This is a genomic window from Gloeocapsopsis sp. IPPAS B-1203, assembly GCF_002749975.1.
GTDB lineage: Bacteria > Cyanobacteriota > Cyanobacteriia > Cyanobacteriales > Chroococcidiopsidaceae > Gloeocapsopsis.
The window spans coordinates 1-22,534 of sequence record NZ_PEIG01000010.1 but is presented as its reverse complement, the minus strand read 5'-3'; the positions used below and the strand labels follow the sequence as shown (position 1 = coordinate 22,534).

Sequence of the window (22,534 nt, the reverse complement as noted above, 5' to 3'; positions counted from 1 at the left end):
CCTACTAGCCCCCTCTCAAAGCCGTGACGGCAGAGGACGATTTAGATGATTGCTACCTGGTTGATTGAGCAGCATATCATTCATTGCTTTTTGGGCTTCTGCTAAATCTGGCTGCAATGCCAAAGCACGTTTGTATGCGTTTATTGCACCTTGAACATCGTTTTGAACTCTGAGAATGTCCCCCATTTGAAGTAATGCTTTGACATTTTGTGGGTCTATTTGAATAGCTTGTCTCAAAGTCATTAACGCTGCAGTGATATTGCCCTGAGTCGCCCAAGCGGTAGCTAGATTGACTAAAACGTTAGCGTTGTTAGGGTCAATTGTCGCTGATCTTTGCAAGGTAGCGATCGCATCGCGAAACTGATCTTGTTGCAGTTGAATTGCACCCATTAATTCATAAGCACTCGCATTATTTGGATCGCGGTTGATCGCTTGCTGTGCTGCCCACTCTGCACCTTTATAATTCCTTTGGCGCAATAGCACTACACCCAAACCAAGGTAAGCATTAATATTATTCTGGTCTAGCTCTGTTGTTCTCCTATACGCACTGGCAGCCTCTGCATATTGTCCCGTCCTTGCTAGCGTATAACCAAGAGCGTAGTGAAAGTCTGCATGGGTTGGCGCTGCGTCAATAGCTTGCCGATATGCTGTTGTTGCTGCTGCAAAGTTTCCTAGACGGGCGTACAAAAAGCCAATTGTCGAAAAAATACGCGCATTTTTCGGTGATAACTTCGCTGCCTGTTGATAGCGAGCGATCGCTGCGGCTGATTTTCCTGCATCCATCAATCTACGTCCTTCTTGCAGCAATTTTTGCAGTTGCTGACTTCTGTGGTAAGGACTACTTGGTACCGCGCCTTTATTTTGTGCTGCTACTACCTGAGCCTCAGCAGTTGGCGGTACAATAACACCAATTCCTCCTAGCAGCAAGATACTGATAGCTAATAAACTTTGCTTTTGCACGACTAATTTTCTGCTATACTTCTGCGATTTTTGCCAAGGTTCTACTAATGCTCTACATTAAACCAGGAAACCCTAGATTTGGAAACTTTTTTTCTGACTTTCTAGTTCGCTGCTTTTAGCTCCTCTCTGCTCAATTTAGCTTTTACGCTTCTTCAGAAAAGGTTACTTTATCTCAAGCAAATTTTGTTTTTCTAGGTTGCCCTATGCTTTTAACGACTACAGATGTTATCCAAGGCTCTACGATTGAAGCTTACTTAGGCATTGTGACTGCTGAAGTTGTTTACGGTAGTAATGCACTACGTGATTTTTTTGCTGGAATTCGAGATGTCATCGGCGGGCGAACTGGCAGTTACGAACGTTTGTTCGAGCGGGGTCAGCGAGATGCACTTCAGGAATTAGAGAAACGCGCACTTAAACTAGGTGCAAATGGAATCGTTGGCATTGAGATAGATACTGGCACAATTAACATCGATCAATCAGGGGCTTTATTGCTCATCACAGCAACGGGAACTGCTGTTAAGCTTCTTTAAATACCATTGAAAATTAGGTTGAGCCAAGCTAGAAATCAAGATATATTGAGATTTGGCTTTTTCACTTCTTATTTAAGAAGCTAATCAAACTTATAAACACTGACAATCTTTATTATTTATTGAGTTTTAGTATCTTAAATAAACCAGTTACAAATTAATAAAAAAAATAAATTTTTATTCAATAACTTAACATTCATAATTAGATAAGTTTAGTTTATTCCTAAAGGCAGATTTCGTAATTATTTCTACTGATAGATAGTTAAAGTGAAATTCCAATTTAAACTTATAGGCTCAAGTAGAAATATAACAAAGTAGAACAGGAAAGGGGGGCAAGTTACCCATGTCATATGTAAACAGACCGGCAGATGATGTCATTTCAGAGCCTGCCGTTGCGACTAGAGCAGCTGTCGTCGATTATCACGATCGCGTTCGCTGGGGTCCTATTCTTTCAGGTTTAGTTGTTGCTTTAGCAACTCAATTACTCCTCAGCGCGCTATTTGGTGCAATTGGCGCAACGACAATTTCAGATTCTGGTGCTCCAAGAACAAATGCACCAGATGTTGCCGGTAACGTAGGTATTTGGTCAACTATTGGTTTATTGATTTCCTTATTTGTTGGTGGCTGGGTAACAGCCCGTGCTTGCGGACCAATGAATCGTAGCACAGCTCTCTTAAACGGAGCGATTCTTTGGGCAACAACATTAGCACTTGGTTCTTGGTTACTCGCAAGTGGTGTCACAGGTGCCTTTGGTTTAGCAACTCAAGCAGCTGCTAATGTAGCAGGAGGAGTTCTTGAACAGGCTCAGCAAGGCACAATTCCTACACCAGGAACAGGAACAGGTGGACAGCCTGGTGTAACGGCACAGCAAACCCGTGACATTGCTGGTGGACTTTCTAGAGGTTTATGGTGGTTCTTCTTTGGTTCCTTACTAGGCTTAATCGCTTCAATGATTGGTGCAGCTGCTGGCGCACGTAGCCCCAGAACAAATGTCACTACTACCACTACTTACTAATTGACAGTACCAGAATAGAAACAAGCAGAAATGATATGTTTTAGCACCTTATATTCCAGGTGCTATTTTTATTTTCTAGGTGTTAGTCATTGGTGAAAACTCCTTAACTGATTAACACCTAAGCAAAAAGATAGAATAGGGCAATCCCTCTCGAATGGAGAGAGCAGCATGGTAAAACAACTGCCAACAAACACAACTCCAACCATTATCTACCCAGATAGCGATGGTCAACCAATGGCAGACAACACCAAACAATTTCGTTGGATTGTCACTATCAAAGAAAACTTAGAACTACTATTTATAAATGATAGCCATGTATTTGTTGCTGGCGATCTCCTGTGGTATCCGGTTCAGGGAGATAATAAAATTCGTCAAGCCCCAGATACAATGGTTGTCTTTGGCAGACCAAAAGGAGACAGAGGTTCCTATAAACAATGGGAAGAAGACAATATTCCGCCACAGGTTGTATTTGAAATACTCTCTCCTGGAAACCGCCTGAAGAAAATGGCAGAAAAATTTAAATTCTACGAACGTTACGGCGTAGAAGAATACTATGTATACGATCCAGACGACAATGAGCTAATTGGTTGGCTGCGTTCTGGAAATGATTTAGAGATTATTACAGAAATGGATGGTTGGATGAGTCCCCGCCTCAAAATAAAATTTCAGCTGAGTTCTGATACTTTAGAAATTTTTTCACCTCTAGGAGACAAATTCCTGACTTATGTTGAGCTAAATCAGCTACGCGAACAAGAACGCCAACGTGCTGAACAAGAACACCAACGCGCTGAACAAGAAAGCCAACGCGCTGATGAAGCAACAAAACAATTAGAGCAAGAAAGACAGCGTAATGCAGCCTTAAGCGCACTACTGCGAGAACAAGGAATTAATCTAGAAGAGTTATAAACTACGCACTAAAATACTTGGCTATAGGGTGATAGGCAATAATTGCCGTTGTCGATTGTTCAGGATACAGCTGTTCGCTTTCATCCATGTAAAGATTAATGCGATCGCTTTCCAATAACTCCAACAATTTATATTGATCCTGAATATTCGGACACGCAGGATAACCAAAACTATAGCGGGAACCGCGATAGCGCTGCGCCAAGATATCCCGAATATTATCCGGTTCCTCAATACTAAAGCCCAACTCGCGACGAATTCGTGCGTGAACCCACTCTGCCAAAGCTTCAGCTATTTGCACTGCTAAACCGTGAAAATAGAGGTAGTCAGTGTATTGATTCGCAGCAAACAACTCTTGCGCAAATTCCGTTGCAATATTTCCCATCGTCACCGCCTGCATCGGAAACACATCAATCACACCCGACTCTTGCGATGCAAAGAAATCAGCAATACAAAGCCTCCTCAAAGACTTTTGTCTGGGAAACTCAAACCTTGCCACTTCCTGTGTATCCTTATGGTTTGGATCGTAAACTCTCAATGAATTCCCTACAGCTTGACACGGAAAATACCCATAACTCACCTGCGGATGCAATAACTTCTCAGCAATAATCCGCTGCTTCCAATACTCTAAAATCGGATATACCTTCTGTGTTAAGAACGCCTGATATTCCTCCTTTGATTGCTCTTTTGGTTTACGAAACTGCCACTGTCCTGCAATCAAAGCTTGTAAATCCAAGTACCAAAATAACTCATCCCAAGCAATATTTTCTGGTTGCAATATCTTTGTTCCCCAAAAAGGCGGCTTAGGGCGCTCAATATCGACTGCTACAGCTTCAGAACGACGGGTATCAGCAACGAGGGGCATGGGATTAGGGGCTAGGGGTGAAAGATTTTCTGCAGGGGGTTCTTGATGCCCATTTTGCGATGTTTGAGGATCTTCTGCCAATCCATTTAAGAAGCCTTGGAGATTGTCCCAGTTACCTTGCGACTTAGCGGGCATTAACTTATCCATAAAATGCAAGTCAGAGAAGGCATCTTTACCGTAAACGACGTGTCCTTTGTACGTTTGCTGGCAATCTTCATAAACGAATTTAGGGGTCAACGCTGCACCGCCCAAAATCACCGGAACCGTAATTCCTCGCTGGTTGAATACTTCTAAATTTTCCTTCATGAAAGCAGTGGACTTCACTAACAACCCACTCATCGCAATGCAATCGGCTTTATGCGCTTCATAGGCATCAATAATGTTTTCCACTGGCTGCTTGATACCAAGGTTAACGACTTTGTAGCCATTATTCGACAAAATGATATCAACAAGGTTTTTACCAATATCGTGAACATCACCCTTGACTGTTGCAATGACTACCGTACCTTTAGAGTTATTACCGCTTTCTTGCTTTTCCATCAATGGCTCAAGATAAGCCACTGCAGCTTTCATTGTCTCCGCAGATTGCAACACGAAAGGTAGCTGCATTTGTCCAGAACCGAACAGTTCTCCAACAACTTTCATGCCATCGAGTAAGAAGTTATTGATAATATCGAGTGGTGCATATTTTTCCAAAGCTTTTTGCAGTTGTTCTTCTAAGCCAATACGTTCGCCGTCGATGATGTGACGCTTGAGACGTTCTTCGATAGGAATACTTTCGTCAATTGTGCGATCGCGCTTCGTTGTTGCACCTTCAAACAAGGTTGTCAACTTTGCCAAGGGATCGTAAACACAAATATCTCCATCAAATTGCCGGTCATCATAAATCAACTTGCGACAGAGTTCCTGGTGTTCTGGCTCAATCTTAGCCAACGGCAAAATCTTGCTAGCACTAACAATTGCTGCATCCATTCCTGCCATCATGGCTTCGTGGAGAAACATCGAATTAAGTACCACACGCGCAGCGGGATTTAAGCCAAACGAAACATTGGAAACCCCCAAAACTACATGACAGCCTGGTAGTTCTTCGCGAATGCGACGAATTGCTTCAATCGTTGCTTTACCATTAGCGCGATCTTCTTCAATTCCTGTCGAAATCGGTAGCGCTAAGGTATCAAAAAAGATTTCTTCTGGTGGAATACCGTATTCTACAGCTTGATTGTAAGCACGTTGGGCAATTTCAAATTTCTTTTCGGCGGTTCGCGCCATTCCATCTTCATCAATCGTGCCCACAACGACACCAGCACCATATTGTTTTGCTAACTCCAATACCTTAAAAAATCGTGGTTCTCCATCCTCGTAGTTCGTCGAGTTGAGCAAACATTTACCACCAGCTACCTTTAACCCTGCCTCCATCTTTTCCCATTCAGTGGAGTCGAGCATTAACGGCAGTGTCACATTTGTTACTAATCGAGATACCAGTTCATGCATATCCCGTTCGCCATCACGCCCTACATAGTCCACATTCACATCTAAAATATGTGCCCCTTCTCTCACCTGTCCTTTAGCCATCGACACGAGTCCATCCCAATCTTCCGCATTAAGCAATTCGCGGCATTTTTTGGAACCACTCGCATTTAATCGTTCGCCGATAATCAAAAATGAATTATCTTGGTCATAGGGTTGCGCACTGTAAATTGATGCTGCTGCTGGCTCATAGCTAGGATGCCGTTCTTTAGGCTTCAGCGTCGTGGCAATTTCTGCTAATTGTTGAATGTGATCGGGACGCGTACCGCAACAGCCACCAATCACCTGCACTCCCAAATCTTCAATGAAATGCATGAGTGCCATGCGCAATTCCATCGGTGTGAGTCGGTAGTGTGCTTGACCGCCTACGTTTTCTGGTAGCCCTGCATTAGGAATACAAGAAACGACAAACGGCGAATGCTGCGAAAGATATTTAATATGTTCTGCCATCCGGTCTGGACCCGTAGCGCAGTTTAGACCGAGAATATCAATTGGGTATGGCTCTAAAATTGTCAACGCTGCACCGATATCGGAGCCTACCAGCATCGTACCAGTTGTTTCCATTGTCACCGATACCATGAGGGGACGTCGTTCTCCCTTGCGGTGAAACACTGATTCGACTGCATTTAATGCTGCTTTAATTTGCAGCACGTCCTGACAAGTTTCAACAATGAATAAATCAACCCCACCGTCATATAATCCTTCAGCTTGTTCGACAAAAGCCGCTTGCATCGTATCAAAGTCGATGTGTCCCAATGTTGGTAATTTCGTTGTTGGTCCCATTGAACCAGCAACAAAGCGGGGTTTTTCTGGAGTAGAAAATTCTGCGGCAACTTGAAGCGCGAGTTCTGCTGCTTTTTTGTTTAAATAGTAAGCTTGGTCTGCTAAGTCGTACTCTGCTAGGACAATGGACGCAGCACCAAATGTATCTGTCTCAATAACATCCGCACCTGCTACTAAAAAGTCACGATGTACCTTGGCAACAGCTTCGGGTTTTGTATGAACTAAATACTCGTTACATCCTTCATATTGCGCTCCTCCGAAGTCCTCTGCGCTGAGATTTTGGGTTTGCAAATTTGTTCCCATTGCGCCATCAAAGACGATGACAGGGCGATCGGGACTGTGGAGGCGAGTCAGAAAAGGGCTGTTCATATATAAATATCGCTAGCAGTGACAGAACTGTCTGATTGCTGAGAAGTAGGTTAAGAATAGTCAACTTCTATATATTTTGCAAAATTTCTGCGCAAGAGGGGGCGATCGCGCCGAAATAATTACCTTTTATTACCTAATGTCCTACAAAAACCATCATGCCTATCTATGATGCGATCGGTCAATCCTATGCTTACTCTCGGCTTCCAGATGTGCGGATAGTTGATTCTGTAGTCCATTTACTCGCGTTAACTCCAGGAAGTATTATTGCTGATATTGGTGCAGGCACAGGCGGCTATAGTAGGATGCTGGCTGAACGCGGGTTTCATATTTATGCTGTTGAACCTTCTGCCGTGATGCGATCGCACGCTACACCACATCCGCGAGTACAATGGCTAAGCGATTATGCTGAGGCAATTACTTTACCTAACAATGCAGTAGATGCTGTCATTTGTCTTCTAGCAATTCACCATTTTTCTGAACTCAAAAAAGCTTTTTACGAGATGAACCGGATTGCTAAAAAGAAAGTTAGTATTCTTACTTTTGACGTGATCGCAAGCAAAAGTTTTTGGTTGTATGATTATTTCCCTTTTATTCGAGAGTATGACAAACAAGTTTTTTCATCTTTAAAAAATATCATATCTCTTCTTGAAGAAATTACTCAAAGAGTCGTTGATGTTCATCCTTTCATGTTGCCACCAGATTTGTCAGATATGTTCTTGGCAGCAGGTTGGAGAAAACCTGAAATTTATCTAAATGCTCAAGTCAGAGCAAGTATGTCAGCTTTTGCTCTAGCTAATCCTAATGCAGTTCAAACCGGAATTAATCTTCTTCAAACCGATTTAAATTACGGTCAATGGAATGCAAAATATGGGCAATTGAAGCAACTCAATCAGTTGGATGTAGGCTATAGATTCTTATGTGTGAAAAAATGAATTAGAAGTTAATTTCATAACAACAAAGGAGTAGAAACATTTTCTGTCCTACTCCCTGATATACTCCACAATGGCTTTAGTAATAAATTGAATCTTAGCTACATCCACAACCGCTATGACCGCAACCTGAACCACTTGTGTGACCATTAGCACAGGCTTCGCTGCAATAAGGCTTACCATCTTTTTGAATGGCGTCTTCTAGAGAAACAATACACAAACAATTTTCACACGCACATTTCATTTGAGTTACAGTTGTCATTTTTTTCTCCTAGCTCTGAATATCAATATAACATATGAACAGATATTCATGCATTTACTAAAAAAATTTACACTCAGGATTTCCAATGAAGCGGCGATCGCTCTAGCGGTAGTTGGTAAACTGTAAAGCTACTGGAAAATCTTCTTGCTTCAGACGTTGCATGACAGCTTGCAAGTCATCCTTTGTTTTACTCGAAACTCGCACTGCATCGCCCTGAATCGAAGCTTGTATCTTCTTAAATTCATCGCGAATCAGCTTCGAGATTTGCTTACCAATTTCTTGACTGATGCCTTTTTTTAACTTAATTTCTTGGCGAACGCGGTTTCCACTTGCTGATTCAACTTTGCCAAAATCAAAAATCTTCATCGATAATTGACGCTTTGCAGCTTTCTCTCGCAAGACAGTATGTACTGACTCTAGTGTAAATTCGCTATCAGTGTTCACTGTGATAACTTCATCACCGAGTTCTACAGTAGTTTGGGTATCTTTTAAGTCATAGCGACTTTTGATGTCCCGTACAGTTTGATCAACCGCGTTGACTAACTCTTGGCGATCAAAATCACTAACGATATCAAAAGAGTATGTAGCAGCCATAAGCAAAAGGGGTCAGGGGTCAGGGGTCAGGGGTCAGACGGAGCAGAAGGTAGGCGGGTAGTTGGGTAGGCGGATTGACAATTATCTTTTACACTCCCACACTCTTACTCTCCCACTCTTTCACTCGCTCCTATTTAGTTTGCAAAAGACTTAAGACAAATAGAGTACCAGAACAGAGGGAACCAATGGCGAACATCAGCGATCGCCCAATAGGAATGTCGGCAACATAAAATACCGAGTATAGAAAACGAACAATCACGAATGCGATCGCTGCGCCGACGGCTAAGTTAGAATTCACCCCTGTGACATAAGCCATCAAAGCTGCGACGGCAAAAATCATAAAGGCTTCAAAAGAATTTTGATGTGCCCATGTTGCCCGTTGTGCATAGGGTGGCAACTTATCAAACATAGCGCGAGGAGCGGCAATATCATAGCCAACTTTTACTCGTGCGTAACCGACGACTAAGAAAGGCAGATAAATTAAAATAACTGCCGCAACAATGCAATATAAGAAAACTACTGAAGCTGGTAGTTGTGAAAAATTCATGTTTTACCAGTTGAAAAGAGCGAATAACTAACAGCCTTAGTCTAAATAGAATAGCGTCACTACTTTGCGCTGATCCTCTGCCTCTTGGCAAGTTTGTAGCAAAGTACGGCTATCGTGAAACGCAAAGCAAATCAACTGCTGACAGCGCGAGATAATTTCTTGGTTACAGATAGCACTAGCTTCTGCCAAAGACAAATTGTCATTGCTGGGGTTTTCTACTAAGTGCATTACTTGCTCAAGCTGTTGTCGTGACTCCAGTGGTTGGCGTTCTAGACTTTGAGGAAGAATGACCGTTAATAAATTAGCATCAGCCCGCATTGCACCTCGGATCGCAGCAGAGTTCGTTCCAGTTGCGCCAGAGGTGATCAATCGATTGCCAGATAAAACGAGGGCATAACTCATCATTTCGATCAGATGCTGATGAGTAAGGGGAACATGACGAGAACCTAATAAGGCGATTCGCTTAGCACCTGTTTGCTGAATCGTTGCTAGTTCTTGCGCTAAGGTGTCAACGTTGTTGACGAGATCTATAGACTGACTCAAAGACGGAATCAGATTAAACAACCTAGCTATTCTAGCAGACAGCGCGATCGCAGTTATTTACGATTAACGAAGTATTTCAATTGCGCGATCGCACCAAGCCACCCAGTCGGTTTCATAACTAATACCTTTAAGCAGCGTTAAATAACGAAACTTCGCCGCTAAAGACAGCGTTTGTACATTTTGAAAGTACTGCTGTTCTAGAGTTTTGTATGTCGATAACTTCTCTAAATGCGCTTGGCGATGCTGCTGTAACTCATCCAAAATTATTTTGGGGGAAGCTATATAACCTGCAAAGGTTTTTACTAAAAGATCGTCTTTAATTGCTGCTGGCTCACAAGGTTGAGCGATCCACGCTTGCAGTTCTTGTTTCCCTGCTTCGGTAATGTAGTAGAGCTTTTTGTCAGGACGTCCTTCTTGCGGAATAATTTCACTACTCAGCCAACCTTGCTTTTCGAGTTTCGATAACTCCCGATAAATTTGTTGATGACTGGCTGCCCAAAAGAACCCTACAGAACCATCGAATTGCTTTGCTAAGTCGTAACCACTATTGGGGCAATCAACCAAAACTGCCAAAATTGCGTGTGCTAAAGCCATGAAATTATTTCCTTGACATATGCAACTGTTTGCATATAATTTAAATATGCAATTAAACACATATTAAATTAATTGCACAAACAAATCTTTAGTTGGGCATGATTTGCGTTCATATTACGTTATCAGCACCCAACGAGTTAAGCGAATTGTTTGTAAAACCTTGCAATACAACGGAAGACAGTCATGGTTCAAATCATGCCAGGGCGCTTTACAGCGCAAGTTGACGAACCCTTTGTCGTATTTCTGATTGGAATGCGAATTAATCAATTCTTCGCTTTTTCCAAATGGATTCCCACAGCACGGGCAATGGCACCAATGCTGCATACGCTTTGTCAACATCCAGAAAAAGGATTTTTAGGCGGAGAAAACTTTGTCTATTGGCGGGGTGCTGGGCTAATTCAATACTGGCGCTCGTTTGAGGATTTAGAGCGTTTTGCTAAGAATCCTGCTGATCCTCATCTATCGGCATGGCAACGTTTTAATCGTGCCATAGGTAACGATGGCAGTGTAGGAATTTGGCACGAAACTTACCTAATTGAACCTGGTAATTATGAAGCCTTTTATGGCAACATGCCAATATTTGGCTTAGCCAGTGCAACTAAGCACGTTCCAATTACAGGACGCAGAGAAAGTGCTAAGGCAACAGTCAAAAACCGATAAATCTGCTGCCACTACTTCATGAGATGCTAAGGCAATGCCACTGCAGGCTTTAACTCTAATTGCGACAACAAGCGCTCGATATCAAAATGCTCCTGCATCAACTCGCGGATACATTGTACTTTAATTGGTTCATGCAGACGGACTTGTCCAAAAGTGCGATCAATAATTTCTACTGTCGAGAGTGTATCGAGATCAACAGACAAAATGGGAATTTCTAGTTCCTCAGCTTTGGAGAGAATAAATGGTGGTGGTGGTAGTTGTCCCGTTAAAATCAAACATTGTGTCGAACTTTCCAAAGCAGCAAGTTGAATTTCTACGCGATCGCCACCTGTTACCACTGCCATGTTCTGCCGTCTGCGGAAATATTTTAGAGCCGCATTGACATTCATAGCGCCAATTGCCAGACTTTCTACCATTAAATCCAGGCGATCGGGACGACACAATACTTCTGCACCTAAGTGCTGAACAAGTTCAGCGACGCTGACACTCCGCAATAAATTATGTTTTGGTAGTGTTCCCAAGACTGGAACACCTTGTTTTTCCAAAAATGAGCGGACTTCTGTATTAACAGTCTCCATCTGTTCTGGAGCAATATCATTGATTAAGAGACCAATTAAGCGATCGCCCAAGCGCCGCTTCGCAGATAAAAGTGCCTCCACTAAAAACACTGGTTTGTATCGTGCGACAAGCAGTACTTTCGCATCAACAACTTCAGCAATCTCTAGTAAGCTTAAACCAAATAAGCTGCCTTCTTCTAAAGTACCTGGACCTTCAAGTAACACCAAATCTCCCTTTGACTGCAGATATTGTGTTGCAGCCGATTGGTAATCATTTGTATCTTCACCGCGCAGGCGCTTTTGAATGTTGGCTTCATTTAAAGTCAGGAGCGACGGTAATAGTTTGTTTTCTGGTAGCTGAAGTATTTGGTTAATAAACTGAACATCTGCGTCAATCAGCGATTCATCAGAGTCATTCATCCAATTACCCAGAGGTTTGCCATAGGCAATATCGAGTTTTGAATCCTTTAGCTGATCGGATAACCCCAGCACTGTTGCCGACTTACCGCTGTAAGCTTCCATTGATCCAATCAGCAAGTACTTAGCATTCGGCACGTCCCCACTCCCTAAACTCAACATTTCGCCGCACGCGACTTTTATTATTTATATATTCTAGGTTGAACATGCTATTTGATAAGACTCATCAGCAGTTCTTGTAGTTTGAGGGTAGACGGCTAACAGATTGGAAGTTTAAGTTACAAAATGAAGTAAGATTTTCTGATCTAATCGTCGAAGCGGAGTAGTTTGCGGTAAAAACCCTTAGAGAAATCAACTGTATTAGTCCGTTTGAAATGTAAAATCGTCTCGATCAGAAAGTCTACGAGTTCCGAACTAGACATCATCACCTCATAACTGAGATCTGCCTTACCGTCGAACTGCATTCGACAGCGAGTTAAATCGGCAGGTAGAGTAGAAACGTTCCAAGTCGCAACAAAAGGAATATCATCACCACCTTCTATATTGCGCTGTCCTTGAAGCACTCCTTGTTTGTAAAGACTAATTGCTAAGGGGAGTGTATTGCGTTTATTGCCCTGAAAATACGGTTGATAGACTCTGACTTCTTGCAAAGCAGCAGGTTGTAGTTGCTCAATTGACATATTGGGATTGTGAAAATATTTATATGTGGCAATAAGGAGTAAAAACAATAAAATTAGCTCCTACGCCTAGTATTCCCAAATATTGAGCTGCTGTAGCAGGGGTGCGAGGGAGACTAGGAGTTTCTCGTCAAGAGTTTTGAGTGGTGAGTTCAAGAGAGTTGAAGCAGTTCTAATGCCTCAGGCACCTTTGTTCACTTTCTAAAACTTTTGAGGATTCAAAACTCAAAATTAGCCAAAGCGTTACTAACACTTCTCCCCTCGCTCCTCTCAATGTCGGGTACAATAGGGCTGCACTTGCTTTTATTAGAGCTAAGGAAAATTGCATTAACAGACTTCGTGCTTCAGCGATTGTTGCAGCGATTGCTATTCCTGACAACAAAATCTGCTGATGTCAGCGTTACTGTACTCAGTCTGAGGTCAATCAAGAAACGCTAGACAAAGGTGAGATGATAATAGTCAGCGAGTATGATGTTAAGGCACTCCTAGCTTCTTAGAAGTGTGTAGATAAATTCTGGTGGTTGATCAAGTAAATTATGCCAGCGAATTCCTGGCCCGAAAACGATTCTTACAGTGAGCTTGATGCTCTTGGCTCCTTGTTATCTGAGTTATCAGAAGACGAGCCACAAGCGTTGCAAACAACTCCCAAGACTTGTGGCGAGGGTCGTAGACGCAAAGCAGCTGTTGTGTTAGTCGTAGTTTGGAGTGGCACAATTGCCCTTCATTTAATTTCTTTTGGATTTTGGCTGGTATTAGGTTTAACGACATTGTGGGGAATTCATACTCTCCGGTTAGTTTTTGCTCGTCCTCGTACCCAAAATGCGCCAGTCGATTATTTACCTTCGGTTTCTCTGTTAGTCGCAGCTAAAAATGAAGAAGCAGTCATTGGTAATTTAGTCAAGACTCTTTGTAGCCTCGATTATCCAGTAGACCGCTACGAAGTTTGGGTGATTGATGACAATAGTTCTGACCAAACACCAGCACTTCTAGAAAAATTACAGCAAACTTACCATAAGTTAAAAGTGTTACGACGGGGTACAGGTGCTGCTGGTGGTAAGTCAGGCGCATTGAACCAAGTTTTACCACTAACTAAGGGTGAGATTTTGGCAGTATTTGATGCGGATGCACAGGTAACGCCTGATTTGCTGCAGCGTGTATTGCCAATATTTCACAGACGCGCTGTCGGAGCCGTACAAGTACGCAAAGCGATCGCCAACTCTTACGAGAACTTCTGGACTCGTGGACAAATGGCAGAAATGGCTGTAGATAGCTACGTTCAGCAGCAGCGCGTAGCCGTTGGTGGAATCGGTGAGTTGCGCGGAAATGGTCAATTTGTACGCCGTCAAGCACTTGAGCGTTGTGGTGGTTGGAACGAAGAAACCATTACTGACGATCTTGACCTCACTTTACGCTTACACTTAGACAATTGGGAAATTGAATTTGTCAGCTACCCAGATGTCGAAGAAGAAGGCGTAACAAATGCGATCGCCTTATGGCATCAACGTAATCGCTGGTCAGAAGGTGGCTATCAACGATATTTAGATTATTGGCGGCTAATTGTAAAAAGCCGCATGGGTGCTGGTAAAAAATTCGACTTGCTGATGTTTTTGCTGATTCAGTACATTGTCCCGATCGCTCAAGTTCCTGATCTACTGATGGCGATCGCCCGTAACCGATTACCTGTGCTCACGCCACTCACGAGCTTTACTGTCACCATATTTATGCTCTGGATGTTCCTTGGTTTAAAGCGCATTCGTACGCTTGAAGATAAGCTCACTTGGTCAGCATTGTTTGTTATCTTTCTACAAACGCTGCGCGGTACTTTGTACATGTGCCATTGGATGGTGGTGATGGCAAGTACCACTGCACGAATGTCAGTGCGACCAAAGCGGCTAAAATGGGTGAAAACCGTCCATCAAGGCAACAATTAGAAATCAAAGTCGGTATCTTCAGCATCATCCCAATCTAAGGCAGCCTGCGGTGGTAGGCTGCTTGTTGTCATTGGTTGAGTAAATAGCGAACCATCATTGAGTTGCAGAATCTCACCCTTGAAAAAATCAGCTAAACGTTGAGCGGCGATCGCCACCTCATCTGTAGCATCGGCAGATTCAGCGATTGAAAGTGGCTCGGTAATTGGTGTGTCAGGAATGGCTTCAAGCGCGATCGCCTCGGGTGCTGCGCTGTGCGCAATCGCGTCTTGGGTTTTAACTAAAGTAGATGTCGTGCTAGGTGCTGATGAAGTTGCTTGAGGAGAAGAGACAGTACTCACCGCAGGATTTCTTGTAGGCTGCGGTGCTGCTTTGGGGACATTCGACTGATGAGTTGCGGCAACTTCTAGTTGTACTTTGATCTTGCGATCGTATATTTTTCCTAATGCCGCTTCCAAATCTGTGACTTTAGTTTGGGCAATTTTGAGTAACTTCGGCGAACGAATACCAATGATGGCTTGTTGCTCATAAATTGCGACAAGGCTGCCATGTTCTTTAAATAATGCTTTGCTTGGCAATGGCAGGTTTTGTAGTAACTGTTGCCAAACTTGTTCTAAATCAACAGACTGGTTGGTGACAACTTCAGTATCAATTTCAACTTCATCTTCCTCACCGCTGATATCTAAATAATCGCGATCAGCTGGCGGTGGAGGCGATGGTTCAACAACCTCTTGTTGTATTGGTTGTATTTTCTCAGGTGCAGTCACGGTTGCTGGTGGTGTTTGAGGGCGTGGAGTGTCTTTGACAGGTGATATGTTGGTGTTGCTATGACGATTGATGCTAACCAAAGACAGTCCAGGCGTACTTGTGACAGATAATAATCCGAGTAGTGTGACTTCTAACCACAGTCGCGGTTGCGTAGAAGTTTTAATTTGCACTTCACTCGTTTTGAGATTTTTTTGTCCTTCGAGAATCGTTGCTATTTCCCACTGCTGCACTAAGTGACACATTGCTTGCCATGTTGTTGGAGTACAAGCAACTAAATCGTTACGGTGAGGGGCGGTTTTGGCAATGAGTAAATCGCGATAGCAACTTGCGAGATTTTGCAAGATTGTTAGAGGTTCTCTGCCGCGTTCTAACAATTGACGCGTACGGTCTAAAAGCTGTTCAGCGTTGTTGTGTGCGATCGCCTCTAGTAATGCGAGCAAATCTGGTTCAGCAACAGCACCGACTAAGTCCCAAACACTCTCTACTGTGACACTGCCTGATAACAAACTCAGTTGGTCCAAAAGGCTTTCGGCATCTCGCAATCCTCCCTGAGATAGTTGTGCAACTAGTGTTATGGCTTCACTGGTAATGTGGATTTGTTCTTGTGCCGCGATCGCTTGGAGATGCTGCACCATCGCTTCTAAGGGAATTCTGCGAAAATCAAACCGCTGGCAGCGGGAAATAATTGTTGGTAAAACTCGCTGGGGATCAGTTGTTGCTAATACAAAAACAACATGTGGTGGTGGCTCTTCGAGCGTTTTAAGTAAAGCGTTGAAGGCTGCGGTACTCAGCATATGGCATTCGTCGATCGCATATACTTTGTAGCGACACTGCACTGGAGCGAACTGCGATCGCTCGATAATTTCCCGAATGTTGTCTACCCCTGTATTACTCGCAGCATCAATTTCAATTACATCCAACGCGGAACCATTTGCAATTCCTCGACACACCTCGCACACTCCACAAGGTTCTGCGGTAGGCATGTTGCTTGCTAAACAATTAAGCGATTTTGCCAAAATGCGAGCGCTAGATGTTTTTCCTGTCCCTCGCGGACCTGTAAACAAGTACGCAGGAGCTATTCTGCTGGTACGAACAGCATTACTCAACGTTGTGGCGATCGCCTCTTGTCCCACTAGTTGGGCAAAGTTTTGGGGTCGATACTTGTGATGTAGTGGCTCGTACATGCAAAAAGGTTTAAAAGTGATACATTTGAGCGAGTGTCGTCTTTGAGGGTCAAAAGAAGCGTGGTTTATTCGAGTGAGATCTGTTGCAAAGTAGAACAAATATACTAATAAGGTAACTTGCTAGCAAAAATTTAGGTAGAACCAAACGCAATTATGCTAGCCTTAATAGTCCTTCACCTTTTTGTTATCAAGACTTAGCACCATTGTCTTTAGGCGAAGTTATTTTGAGGCGTGTATAGCAGTCAATTTTCATATGCCTTCTAACTCCACAATCAAAAGCATATACACTGATGGAGCCTGCACTGGCAACCCTGGTCCTGGTGGTTGGGCTGTTGTTGCTTACCTGGCTGATGGCTCGGTTCACGAACTCGGTGGTTACGAATCACAAACCACTAACAATCGCATGGAAATGCAAGCTGCGATCGCCGCGCTAGAATTGCTCGCAACCGTACCGACTCATGAACCCATTACGCTGTACACCGATAGTGAGTACCTAATTAAAGGCATCACACAATGGGTAAAAGGTTGGAAAAAGAAAGGTTGGAAAACTGCCCAAGGAAAACCAGTACTTAACCAAGATCTCTGGCAAATTCTGGATGAAAGAAACAACCAGGGCGTGCAATGGCAGTATGTGCGAGGTCATGCAGGTAATGTAGGTAACGAACGCTGTGACAAAATTGCGCGGGCATTTGCCACTGGTAAAAACCCAACGCTGCAACAACTCACATCAAATTCTGTACTGGTAACAGAAGTATCTGATTACGTACCACACTCTACGATAACTTACGAAAAGACTACAACTTCTAGCCACCTTGTCTCAGATATGACCATGATGGAATCTACCACACCAAACTCCGTTGTTGCTAGCGAAGAAATGCCCCGCGAGACGAGAGTGGCACTGCTACGTAGCTTAGTAGAAACTTTACGGATTGCTGACGAAATCGCAGCGAAAGGTTACTTAATTACAAGCTCTGAATTAGCAGATTTGATGGACGTGCACGCCAGCGCAGTAACTAGTCGTGGTGACGAGTGGCGCTGGCGCAACTGGATTGTGTCACGCGTCCGACGCGAAGGAAACCAAATTCTTTGGGAACTAGAACGCGCAGATCAAGTTAACTCGGACGATCGTACTGGCGACCCCGCCACTGAGTAGGAGTGTGAAAAGCAGATAAGAAAATCCGCAGTACTGCTAAAGGATCGGCGAAAGGTGAAAACCAGAATAACCAACCTCCTTGTGCTTGAGAGCGATCGTAAGAAGGCGCGATCGCAAATAATAAAGCAAAGCGGATGATTAGCAAAAAGACATTGAGTCCCAGTAATGAGAGTAAAAAAGGTGTAGGTGTAGACGGTAAAAACAGCAAGTAGCTTGAGACAATGGGCAAAGGTAAAGCTTGAGCTGCAAATAGCAGCCACAAATCCCACCATAAAGCCGCAGACGAGGAGGCATCTTTTAAATCAAGCGATCGCCCCCATTCTTGCCACGTTTGGATTGCTCCTTCATACATCCTGACCTTAAAAACCTTTGCCCCATCCAAAAACCCTACGCGAAAGCCCTGAGATGAAATATTTCGTGCCAATGTCACATCATCACAAAAAGAGCTTTTAGCGCTACTATAGCCACCCACTTGAGCCAATACCGCACGACGGCACAAAAAGCACTGTCCATTCGCCATGACTCTTTCGGCAACTGCAGCATCGACACCAGCACTGTCAAATCTATACAGCAGGGTCATTAATAACGCAGGTTGTAACCAGCATTCGCCAGGAGACTTGAGAATGAATTGCGGTGATAAAGAAACCAAGTCATAGCCTTCATCTTGTGCAGTTTTCACCAAGCTAGCAACCAAACCAGGATGAGGTTGGGTATCCGCATCCATCCCTAAAAACCATTCACTATCTTCCGAACTATGTAAAAACCCATGATGTAATGCCCACGGACGACCTACCCAACCGGAAGGTAAAGGGTCATCTGTCATCAAATGAAAGCGCGGGTCGTGTTTTTGTGCCGCTTTTACTAAATCTGGTGTTCCATCCTGAGAGTTGCTGTCTACAACAATAACTTCTCGAACTTCGTAACTTTGCCGACTCAACCCAGCTAAACAGGGACTAATGCGGTCAGCCTCATTTAAAGTGGGAACCACGACACTCACACTACCTACAAGTTCTGGTGTAGCCAAGGTAGGTTCTAAGGGAGGATGGCGACGAGGACCTTTGAGTAAGCGCGATAGTAAAACTGCTGTTGCTGGAATTTGAATCAGTAGCAACAATGCAATAGCGCCTTGAAATATTAACCAGCTGACCACATCAACTCCCTGCACGGTTTACTTTAAAGCAACTTTGACAGAAGGGTTGTTAACAACACCTGTCGTTGCTTCTGTGACAGGAGTATTTTCTGTACTGGGTTGTGCCATCCACCATAGAAAAATAACTGGAATGACACCCAAGATTAAACCCATAGCTACTGGAATCCAAAATCCAGAAGCTAAGCTAATAGCGGCAGCAAACGCAACGTTACTTAAATAAACAATCAATGGCACAATCAGCTGCGAGCGGTTTAAGTTTAATGGGGGATTTTTCCATAACAATGCAGCCACACTCATAAATAAGGCACTCGTGCCATACCAGCCCAAATAATTACGATAGGGTGTACCAAAGAAAGCTCCTGGTTCTGCCCAATACCAAAAAGGAAAAGTTGTTTGACTCATTGCTGGTTCCAGGGCAAAATCCCAAGCTGTAAACAGCATTGCACCTAGTAACACAGCACCTAATTGGCGCAACCAGCTAGACTTAGCAGTATTCAAAGCAACATTAGCAATTAAATAGGAAGAAAAACCCATATAGAACCAAGACAAAGGGATAGTAAAAGGCACTAGCCCTGCAATCTTGTAACCCAATCCACTAAGGTAGCTGTAATCTCCAAACGGAAACCCAGTACCTGTTCCTAATAATTCACTCGCCAAAGATATAAAAATGGCTGGCAGCATAAATGCCAATGTTAGTCGTACTCCAACCGTGCGGTAGGCAAAAATTGAGACAGCGACTAATCCTAGCAGGATGTCAGTTACACCACCTCCAGCCATAGACTTTTCTACACTCCACTGAAATAAAGTGCTTCCCTCTGGCAGTAAATGTAAGATGGCGTCAGCATGCGGTACGACTAGGATCAACCCTGCAAGTCCAAAAGTCTTTGCCAAAATATGACCAATTAAGCAGTAGCGTTCAGCAATAACAAGTTGCTTCATGAGAGTTCCTTGAGACAATCTGACACTGGATAAATGTCACTCATAATAGTTTACAAATGTTTACGAATACAGCGAATAAGTTTTTTGTTCATAAGGAAGATAGTTAACTGACTTGCTAAAAGGCTAAGTATAAAGCGCAGAGTGTAGAAGATAAAGATATCTCATACTGGTTCTGCTGCTGTAATCCTCAATCATAAAGTCTTTGTGAAGGTGTAAAACTCCTAAGATAGGCAGTGCAGTACGAGTAAAGCTATAGCCGAGTTACAATACGACTGCTTAAGTAGGAATTTGGCATAAAACTACAGCTAGAGACAAGTTTTATCCAATTTGTTGCACATAAAGACAATTATGAACAGAGCTGTTAAGCAGATGTTGTTACCTCTACTACCCTCACCAACGTGTTAAATGAGTAACTTACCAGTTCAATGCTAAGTTTCAAAATTCCTTGGCTATCTTTCACCTTACTGCTATTAACGTACATTACCTTCGGCTGGTTGTTAGAAGCATTCAACGATCCCATAGCAGCTTGGGTGGTTGCGATCGCGTGTATTTTCTTCCTCTCCACCCTCCTGGCTTCTCCGTGGTCTCAATTAAAAAATGATCTAGGACTTTTATTTAAGTCTGACACCAGAGCTTTTTTTGTCGCTGTCGTCGGAGCTTTTTTAACCGTCCTGATTATCTCCTGGTTTCATATATTTGCACATGGATTAGTTGCTGTGTCTTCTGCTACATTATTTCGCTTGGATGCACAAAGAGCTGGATGGAGTGAAATGCAAATATTTTGGATATTAACTGCTGTTTCGATTGTCGGTTTGGTGATAGGTGGAGTAGCACAAACTTGGATTTACTGGTGGCTGTGATTGAGTGAATAAGCAAATTAAAAGGCTACCGCCTTAAGCAAGTAGCCTTCCCAACCTAAAAGATCGCCTGTTACGATCCTGTTGCTGCCACAGCTTCTTGCACTGCAGCCGGATATATACTGACTTTTTTGCGGGTTCTGTCCTTTCTTTCAAAAGTCACCACGCCATCAATTAAAGCGAATAAGGTGTCGTCGCTGCCAATGCCTACATTGTTTCCAGGGTGAAATTTAGTACCGCGCTGGCGCACTATGATGTTACCAGCACGAACTTTTTCGCCGCCAAAGCGTTTTACGCCTAGGCGTTGGGCATTTGAATCACGACCGTTGCGGGTACTACCAGTTCCTTTTTTGTGAGCCATAATTTCCTCTGAATCTCTGTCTTTCTATTGTGCTTCATCAGCAGTTTCAGCAGAGGATTCTACCTCAGCGTCAGATGAAGCAGCTGCGCTAGCATTTGGTTGTGCTGCGTCGGAAGTAAACACTGAACCATTCAAGCTAATGGAATTAATCATCAACCGCGTGATTTCCTGACGATGTCCCCGCTTTTTGCGCGTTTTCTTCTTTGGTTTCATTTTGTACACAAGAATTTTGCGATCGCGTAGATGACGTAACACTGTGCCTTCTACTGTCGCTCCATCCACAAACGGCTGTCCAATCGCAATGCCGTCGTCGTGTTGTACAAATAAAACTGAGTCCAAAGTAACTTTTTCGTCTTGTTCAACGCTCAAGCGTTCAATATCGTAAAAGCGACCAGGCTCTACTCTTAATTGCTTGCCGCCAGTTTCAATAATTGCGTAAGTCATGGGATATTTTGTAACTTTGCCGTACAGGTAGCTGGTAAGCTTTGTTGATAAGCTACCAACTTTTGCTAATCATTCACCTGATCCGAGCAGGGTTTAGACAGCACAATCTCTTATTGTAGTAAGGTTATTAAGTATTTGTCAAAAATGAGGGGCGAGGAGCGAGTGACTGATGGCTAGATTTGAGTTTTGGAAAGCGAAGAAAGGTGCTGGAGGCATTAGAATTTTCTTAACTTAAAACTCAACACTTAACACTCATAACTTTTTAACTGCTAATTGCTCATTCCCAATACACAAAAACATCGCCGTCAGTGATAATGAAGACAACGCTACAAAACTTAAACTTGCTGCTCTATGCCAAGAATTGAAACGAGAACGGAACCTATGGTGCTGAACATGGGTCCGCACCATCCTTCGATGCATGGCGTACTACGACTGATCGTCACCTTGGATGGCGAAGATGTAGTAGATTGCGAGCCAGTCATTGGCTATCTGCACCGTGGAATGGAGAAAATCGCGGAAAACCGCACCAATATCATGTACGTTCCCTATGTGAGTCGCTGGGACTACGCTGCCGGAATGTTCAATGAAGCCGTCACTGTCAATGCACCGGAGAAATTAGCTGATATTCCTGTTCCCAAACGCGCTAGCTACATCCGCGTCATCATGCTGGAGTTGAACCGCATTGCCAATCACTTGCTGTGGTTGGGACCGTTTATGGCTGATGTTGGTGCGCAAACTCCGTTTTTTTATATCTTTCGAGAAAGGGAACTGATTTACGACCTATGGGAAGCAGCCACAGGCTACCGGATGGTGAACAACAACTACTTCCGCATCGGTGGAGTCGCGGTCGATTTACCTTATGGCTGGGTAGATAAGTGCTTCGACTTTTGCGACTATTTTGACCCAAAAGTAGACGAATACGAACGTCTGATTACCAATAATCCCATCTTCCGCCGCCGTGTAGAAGGTATCGGCACAATCTCGCGCTCTGAAGCGATCAACTGGGGATTGTCAGGTCCGA

22 protein-coding genes and 1 pseudogene are annotated in these 22,534 nt (G+C 43.5%); 9 read left to right on the top strand and 14 right to left on the bottom strand.

The genetic code is table 11. The features are described from left to right. Window positions 1-15: 15 nt before the first annotated feature. A complete protein-coding gene (locus CSQ79_RS17565) occupies window positions 16-960 on the bottom strand; it encodes a tetratricopeptide repeat protein (RefSeq protein WP_099702460.1) in 945 nt (314 codons plus the stop codon). A 203-nt stretch (window positions 961-1,163) separates the two neighbouring features. Here CSQ79_RS17565 and CSQ79_RS17560 point away from each other — a divergent pair, with 203 nt between their 5' ends. The 3 genes from CSQ79_RS17560 to CSQ79_RS17550 all read left to right on the top strand — a co-directional run bounded on the left by CSQ79_RS17560 (window position 1,164) and on the right by CSQ79_RS17550 (window position 3,408). Continuing rightward, window positions 1,164-1,490, top strand: a complete 327-nt coding sequence (locus CSQ79_RS17560; protein ID WP_099702459.1) for a YbjQ family protein — start codon at window positions 1,164-1,166, stop codon at window positions 1,488-1,490. Window positions 1,491-1,830: 340 nt separating this feature from the next. Beyond that, window positions 1,831-2,502, top strand: a complete 672-nt coding sequence (locus tag CSQ79_RS17555) for a hypothetical protein (RefSeq protein WP_099702458.1) — start codon at window positions 1,831-1,833, stop codon at window positions 2,500-2,502. Between the two features lie 168 nt (window positions 2,503-2,670). Next, the gene (locus CSQ79_RS17550; protein ID WP_099702457.1) at window positions 2,671-3,408 is read left to right on the top strand and encodes a Uma2 family endonuclease; all 738 of its coding nucleotides are present in this window, start codon (window positions 2,671-2,673) and stop codon (window positions 3,406-3,408) included. A 1-nt stretch (window position 3,409) separates the two neighbouring features. Here CSQ79_RS17550 and metH read toward each other — a convergent pair whose 3' ends face one another. Beyond that, entirely contained in the window at window positions 3,410-6,949 is a 3,540-nt protein-coding gene (gene metH / locus CSQ79_RS17545) for a methionine synthase (protein ID WP_099702456.1), read from the bottom strand. 155 nt (window positions 6,950-7,104) lie between these two features. On the opposite strand from metH, the gene CSQ79_RS17540 reads away from it, so the two are divergent. Then, entirely contained in the window at window positions 7,105-7,881 is a 777-nt protein-coding gene (locus tag CSQ79_RS17540) for a class I SAM-dependent methyltransferase (protein ID WP_099702455.1), read from the top strand. A 94-nt stretch (window positions 7,882-7,975) separates the two neighbouring features. Here the strand turns inward: CSQ79_RS17540 and CSQ79_RS17535 are convergent, their stop codons facing one another. The 5 genes from CSQ79_RS17535 to CSQ79_RS17515 all read right to left on the bottom strand — a co-directional run bounded on the left by CSQ79_RS17535 (window position 7,976) and on the right by CSQ79_RS17515 (window position 10,418). Beyond that, window positions 7,976-8,140: a metallothionein gene (locus CSQ79_RS17535; RefSeq protein ID WP_015189173.1), complete on the bottom strand. Its 165-nt coding sequence runs from the start codon at window positions 8,138-8,140 to the stop codon at window positions 7,976-7,978. Between the two features lie 102 nt (window positions 8,141-8,242). Then, on the bottom strand, window positions 8,243-8,734 hold the full coding sequence (locus CSQ79_RS17530; RefSeq protein ID WP_099702454.1) for a YajQ family cyclic di-GMP-binding protein: 492 nt from the start codon (window positions 8,732-8,734) through the stop codon (window positions 8,243-8,245). Window positions 8,735-8,864: 130 nt separating this feature from the next. After that, on the bottom strand, window positions 8,865-9,281 hold the full coding sequence (locus CSQ79_RS17525) for an MAPEG family protein (protein ID WP_099702453.1): 417 nt from the start codon (window positions 9,279-9,281) through the stop codon (window positions 8,865-8,867). 36 nt (window positions 9,282-9,317) lie between these two features. Further along, window positions 9,318-9,824 (bottom strand): hypothetical protein, encoded by a 507-nt coding sequence (locus tag CSQ79_RS17520; RefSeq protein WP_015189176.1) that lies wholly within the window; start codon window positions 9,822-9,824, stop codon window positions 9,318-9,320. A gap of 63 nt (window positions 9,825-9,887) precedes the next feature. After that, window positions 9,888-10,418: a PadR family transcriptional regulator gene (locus CSQ79_RS17515; protein ID WP_099702452.1), complete on the bottom strand. Its 531-nt coding sequence runs from the start codon at window positions 10,416-10,418 to the stop codon at window positions 9,888-9,890. Between the two features lie 183 nt (window positions 10,419-10,601). Between CSQ79_RS17515 and CSQ79_RS17510 the strand changes: the two genes are divergently transcribed. Then, window positions 10,602-11,078, top strand: a complete 477-nt coding sequence (locus tag CSQ79_RS17510) for a DUF4188 domain-containing protein (protein ID WP_099702451.1) — start codon at window positions 10,602-10,604, stop codon at window positions 11,076-11,078. Between the two features lie 26 nt (window positions 11,079-11,104). Here CSQ79_RS17510 and CSQ79_RS17505 read toward each other — a convergent pair whose 3' ends face one another. Together CSQ79_RS17505 and ebsA are read right to left on the bottom strand one after the other, a co-directional pair. Next, window positions 11,105-12,190, bottom strand: coding sequence for a phosphotransacetylase family protein (locus CSQ79_RS17505; RefSeq protein WP_099702450.1), 1,086 nt, complete (start codon window positions 12,188-12,190; stop codon window positions 11,105-11,107). A gap of 167 nt (window positions 12,191-12,357) precedes the next feature. Then, complete coding sequence (ebsA, locus tag CSQ79_RS17500; RefSeq protein ID WP_099702449.1) at window positions 12,358-12,732, bottom strand: type IV pilus biogenesis protein EbsA; 375 nt, start codon at window positions 12,730-12,732, stop codon at window positions 12,358-12,360. 533 nt (window positions 12,733-13,265) lie between these two features. On the opposite strand from ebsA, the gene CSQ79_RS17495 reads away from it, so the two are divergent. After that, the gene (locus CSQ79_RS17495; RefSeq protein ID WP_099702448.1) at window positions 13,266-14,660 is read left to right on the top strand and encodes a glycosyltransferase family 2 protein; all 1,395 of its coding nucleotides are present in this window, start codon (window positions 13,266-13,268) and stop codon (window positions 14,658-14,660) included. Here CSQ79_RS17495 and CSQ79_RS17490 read toward each other — a convergent pair. After that, a complete protein-coding gene (locus tag CSQ79_RS17490; RefSeq protein WP_099702447.1) occupies window positions 14,657-16,609 on the bottom strand; it encodes a DNA polymerase III subunit gamma/tau in 1,953 nt (650 codons plus the stop codon). The genes CSQ79_RS17495 and CSQ79_RS17490 overlap by 4 nt on opposite strands. 253 nt (window positions 16,610-16,862) lie before the next feature. Here CSQ79_RS17490 and rnhA point away from each other — a divergent pair, with 253 nt between their 5' ends. After that, window positions 16,863-17,762 carry a ribonuclease HI gene (rnhA, locus tag CSQ79_RS28950; RefSeq protein ID WP_099702446.1) on the top strand — a complete coding sequence of 300 codons (900 nt, stop codon included), beginning with the start codon at window positions 16,863-16,865 and terminating at the stop codon, window positions 17,760-17,762. Here the strand turns inward: rnhA and cruG are convergent. Together cruG and cruF are read right to left on the bottom strand one after the other, a co-directional pair. Then, on the bottom strand, window positions 17,722-18,912 hold the full coding sequence (cruG, locus tag CSQ79_RS17480; RefSeq protein ID WP_099702620.1) for a 2'-O-glycosyltransferase CruG: 1,191 nt from the start codon (window positions 18,910-18,912) through the stop codon (window positions 17,722-17,724). The two genes, rnhA and cruG, sit on opposite strands and share 41 nt — an antisense overlap. A gap of 18 nt (window positions 18,913-18,930) precedes the next feature. Beyond that, entirely contained in the window at window positions 18,931-19,851 is a 921-nt protein-coding gene (cruF, locus tag CSQ79_RS17475) for a gamma-carotene 1'-hydroxylase CruF (protein WP_099702445.1), read from the bottom strand. 425 nt (window positions 19,852-20,276) lie between these two features. On the opposite strand from cruF, the gene CSQ79_RS17470 reads away from it, so the two are divergent. After that, complete coding sequence (locus CSQ79_RS17470; RefSeq protein ID WP_099702444.1) at window positions 20,277-20,711, top strand: hypothetical protein; 435 nt, start codon at window positions 20,277-20,279, stop codon at window positions 20,709-20,711. 70 nt (window positions 20,712-20,781) lie between these two features. On the opposite strand, the gene rpmA is transcribed toward CSQ79_RS17470, so the two are convergent. Next, on the bottom strand, window positions 20,782-21,069 hold the full coding sequence (rpmA, locus tag CSQ79_RS17465; RefSeq protein WP_099702443.1) for a 50S ribosomal protein L27: 288 nt from the start codon (window positions 21,067-21,069) through the stop codon (window positions 20,782-20,784). A gap of 24 nt (window positions 21,070-21,093) precedes the next feature. Beyond that, a complete protein-coding gene (gene rplU, locus CSQ79_RS17460) occupies window positions 21,094-21,513 on the bottom strand; it encodes a 50S ribosomal protein L21 (RefSeq protein WP_099702442.1) in 420 nt (139 codons plus the stop codon). 351 nt (window positions 21,514-21,864) lie between these two features. Between rplU and ndhH the strand changes: the two are divergent. Next, window positions 21,865-22,534: pseudogene (ndhH, locus tag CSQ79_RS17455) on the top strand (photosynthetic/respiratory NAD(P)H-quinone oxidoreductase subunit H); the annotation flags it as partial.

What these genes read in the sequence shown, in the direction of transcription:
- CSQ79_RS17560 (WP_099702459.1), top strand. Translation starts at nt 1,164, where the DNA reads ATGCTTTTAACGACTACAGATGTTATCCAAGGCTCTACGATTGAAGCT.
- CSQ79_RS17555 (WP_099702458.1), top strand. Translation starts at nt 1,831, where the DNA reads ATGTCATATGTAAACAGACCGGCAGATGATGTCATTTCAGAGCCTGCC.
- CSQ79_RS17550 (WP_099702457.1), top strand. Translation starts at nt 2,671, where the DNA reads ATGGTAAAACAACTGCCAACAAACACAACTCCAACCATTATCTACCCA.
- metH (WP_099702456.1), bottom strand. Translation starts at nt 6,949, where the DNA reads ATGAACAGCCCTTTTCTGACTCGCCTCCACAGTCCCGATCGCCCTGTC.
- CSQ79_RS17540 (WP_099702455.1), top strand. Translation starts at nt 7,105, where the DNA reads ATGCCTATCTATGATGCGATCGGTCAATCCTATGCTTACTCTCGGCTT.
- CSQ79_RS17535 (WP_015189173.1), bottom strand. Translation starts at nt 8,140, where the DNA reads ATGACAACTGTAACTCAAATGAAATGTGCGTGTGAAAATTGTTTGTGT.
- CSQ79_RS17530 (WP_099702454.1), bottom strand. Translation starts at nt 8,734, where the DNA reads ATGGCTGCTACATACTCTTTTGATATCGTTAGTGATTTTGATCGCCAA.
- CSQ79_RS17525 (WP_099702453.1), bottom strand. Translation starts at nt 9,281, where the DNA reads ATGAATTTTTCACAACTACCAGCTTCAGTAGTTTTCTTATATTGCATT.
- CSQ79_RS17515 (WP_099702452.1), bottom strand. Translation starts at nt 10,418, where the DNA reads ATGGCTTTAGCACACGCAATTTTGGCAGTTTTGGTTGATTGCCCCAAT.
- CSQ79_RS17510 (WP_099702451.1), top strand. Translation starts at nt 10,602, where the DNA reads ATGGTTCAAATCATGCCAGGGCGCTTTACAGCGCAAGTTGACGAACCC.
- ebsA (WP_099702449.1), bottom strand. Translation starts at nt 12,732, where the DNA reads ATGTCAATTGAGCAACTACAACCTGCTGCTTTGCAAGAAGTCAGAGTC.
- CSQ79_RS17495 (WP_099702448.1), top strand. Translation starts at nt 13,266, where the DNA reads ATGCCAGCGAATTCCTGGCCCGAAAACGATTCTTACAGTGAGCTTGAT.
- CSQ79_RS17490 (WP_099702447.1), bottom strand. Translation starts at nt 16,609, where the DNA reads ATGTACGAGCCACTACATCACAAGTATCGACCCCAAAACTTTGCCCAA.
- rnhA (WP_099702446.1), top strand. Translation starts at nt 16,863, where the DNA reads ATGCCTTCTAACTCCACAATCAAAAGCATATACACTGATGGAGCCTGC.
- cruF (WP_099702445.1), bottom strand. Translation starts at nt 19,851, where the DNA reads ATGAAGCAACTTGTTATTGCTGAACGCTACTGCTTAATTGGTCATATT.
- CSQ79_RS17470 (WP_099702444.1), top strand. Translation starts at nt 20,277, where the DNA reads ATGCTAAGTTTCAAAATTCCTTGGCTATCTTTCACCTTACTGCTATTA.
- rpmA (WP_099702443.1), bottom strand. Translation starts at nt 21,069, where the DNA reads ATGGCTCACAAAAAAGGAACTGGTAGTACCCGCAACGGTCGTGATTCA.
- rplU (WP_099702442.1), bottom strand. Translation starts at nt 21,513, where the DNA reads ATGACTTACGCAATTATTGAAACTGGCGGCAAGCAATTAAGAGTAGAG.